At 41.6% G+C, this 2728-nt stretch carries 2 protein-coding genes and 1 pseudogene; all 3 read right to left on the reverse strand.

All coding sequences use genetic code 11. The features are described from left to right. Window positions 1-659: 659 nt before the first annotated feature. Window positions 660-964 (reverse strand): annotated as a pseudogene (locus ACE1AQ_RS10495) (transposase); the annotation flags it as partial. Next, window positions 955-1371: a YggT family protein gene (locus ACE1AQ_RS10500; RefSeq protein WP_039900607.1), complete on the reverse strand. Its 417-nt coding sequence runs from the start codon at window positions 1369-1371 to the stop codon at window positions 955-957. The gene ACE1AQ_RS10500 and the pseudogene ACE1AQ_RS10495, both read right to left, overlap by 10 nt. A gap of 333 nt (window positions 1372-1704) precedes the next feature. After that, window positions 1705-2568, reverse strand: coding sequence for a cyanophycinase (locus ACE1AQ_RS10505; protein ID WP_008206587.1), 864 nt, complete (start codon window positions 2566-2568; stop codon window positions 1705-1707). Window positions 2569-2728 lie beyond the last annotated feature (160 nt).

The following is a 2728-nucleotide window of genomic DNA, read 5'->3' on the forward strand; positions in this document are numbered from 1 at the left end:
AGACACTGTTGATGGGAGTTTTTTTCAGTGGTCAGTAAACAGTAAACAGTAATCAGGTTCTGAAGGCAAGAGTCACTCATGCAAGAGGCTTCGGCCGTTCGGCGAGCGTTCGACAAAAGCTCGCCGAACGGCAAAAGAAAGAATCTGGCAATTCTCTCACCTAAAAAGAAGGTTAGAAACTAAGCACATCAAAGCTTTTAGCTTAACCAATTAGGTTTTAAGTAGGTGTGTGGAATTAAATATAAAATAAACGTAGGTTGGGTTGAAGCATGAAACCCAACGCCCGCATGGGTTACGCTACCGCTAACCCATCCTACAAATAATTGTGCCTACCTACTTAGATTCGGCCCTTGTGAACTGAAAACTCACATCTGATTACTGATGACTGATAACTGATATACTTTAGACCCGACATTCCGCACATCTTCATATACCTTTATATATTTTTACATTCCCCAAGATGTTTTGACGAAAAAGCTTCATTGTAGAAACTACTATTGAGAACATTTTCAATAATTGATTTTTTCTGAGAAAACAAATTACAATTCTTCACCTTGATGAAAATCGATCATTGTAGCTACAATCTTTACTGGCAAAGGGTTGTAAGCAATGTATTAGTAAAAATTATCAATTGAATGTTAAGAAGTGCGGAAGGTGGGTTAGACGTTCATAATCTGAGATTTATTAAACTTCTGAAATCCTAGAGTGAACAAGGAATCCAGTTCTTTTTTATGTTTCAGATAGGCATCATTCAGACATTCATAAATAGCTGAAGAAAAGTCGGAAAAGTTTTCATAATATTTACCATACAAACATTTCTTTTTGACAAATTTCCACAGGCTTTCAATTAAATTTAGATTAGGCAATAAGACGGCAGATAGAGTAATTCTATTGACAAAGAAAGAGCCAATTATTCAACAATTTTACATTTTTGATAGCGGGCATTATCTAATACTAGAGTGATTTGAGGAAAAAATGCAAGTTATAGCCGTGCAAAGTATAGCTCAAGAGAGCATAGGCTACGATCGCAATCACAATATTAACATCAAATATGTTTGCTCCACCAGATGAAGCAGGACTAATGAATAAGGTGGAAAATGGCGCAATGAAAGGTGCAGATAGATGATTAATCAACTGAGCAAATTGATTTTGTGGGTTCGCACCAAACAAACGCAGCAAGAACCTCATTACCAGTAGTATTTGCACTATTCCTGCCAGCCCGAAAATGCTATTAATTATCCAATTTAAGGTATTACTTCGTCTGGCAGATCGCAGGCGTTTCTCTTCTTGATCAAGTCGAAAAGCCTCTTCATCATGTAGCAGTTCTCGTCGCCGCTCAAGATTGGTTTCATCATCCCGATCGTGATTCATTCTTAGACCTCAGAGTCAATATTTTTCTGATTTAAATAGGGTTTGCGGCAAAAAGTTTTTCCTGGGGGCAGGGTGTGCCCCCCCAACCCCCCCGACATCGGGGGGGTTGGGTGTGGGGTGTAGGGTTTTACCGATTTTGAGGGGGTCAATTACCTAATTTTCAGGGAAAAAGTCCAGGAAATTTTCCCCCGATCACTCCCAGAACCATTACTTTTTGATGGCCAAAAGGTCTAAAAGTTTTACCCAACAAGGTTTTTAGATTTATTCAGCAAACCCTAAATAAATTCTCCAATCAGTGGCGGGTACAAGCCACCACTGATTGTTCCCTCCGACCTACTCCCTTTCAACTTCTGCCTCCTTTTTAGGATTGCTATCCTTTAACTCTATTGATCGAGAGAAAACGGGCTTGCGAGTTTTCAAGTTAAAGCGGAATCCTTGAGGTAAGATGTGCAACCTGACTCCACACACTGCCATCGCTTCATCTTTGAGCAGTTCGTCTAAATTATCATAAGTTGCTTCTGATTCATCGACAACTGTTACAGCCCCACGCCCCACCACTTTAAATTCGTCACCGTCCACAATTACTGCTGTATCTTCGTCAATGCCAAAGCCTAAGTTAGCTGGCTGCTGTAAGAGAGCGGAAATCAGGCGACCTAGCCGTCCGCGCTGGGCAAAATGCTGATCGATCACCACTGAGTGCAGAAATCCCATTCCCGGACCCATCTCTATCGCGTCCATGCGTGGGTTGGTTTCCGAGTCTCCTTCAATAATCATCAGATCGGGCATGATGGCAGCACCGGCACTTGTCCCACCTACCACCATTCCCTCCCGATTGCGTTGGTGAAGTAAGGTATCTAGCTGAGTTCCCTTGATGTGTTCAATGATTAGGGCTTGATCTCCCCCGGTAAAAAACGCTCCTGTGGCTTCCTCAATGATTTTCAGGTTTTCTGGATCGTCGGCATCTTCCCTGTGAATGGTATCGAGGACACATACATCCTCGACACCGAGTCGCTCAAACACTCGGGTATAGGCTTCTCCAGCCGAACGAGGCTCACTTGTTGCCGCCGTTAACACGGCAATTTTAGCTTTAGTCCCGCCAGCACAGCGAACAAACTCTCGCAAGATTTGACAATCTCCTTCTTTGTCTTCTGCTCCACCAATGATGATTAATTGCCCGCGCTCTTTTGTGGATTCCATACAAAAACTCCTTGAATAACTATACTTTGCACGGCTACAACTTGCATTTTTTACTCAAGGACAATAATATAGTTTAAGAGTCATAATTAGAAGCAAAGCACTCATTAAAAACATGATTAACCTAGAATTCACGGAAGAAGAAAAGAACTCACTGTATTAT

Origin of the sequence: Microcystis sp. BLCC-F209 (assembly GCF_041928595.1) — a bacterium.
GTDB lineage: Bacteria > Cyanobacteriota > Cyanobacteriia > Cyanobacteriales > Microcystaceae > Microcystis.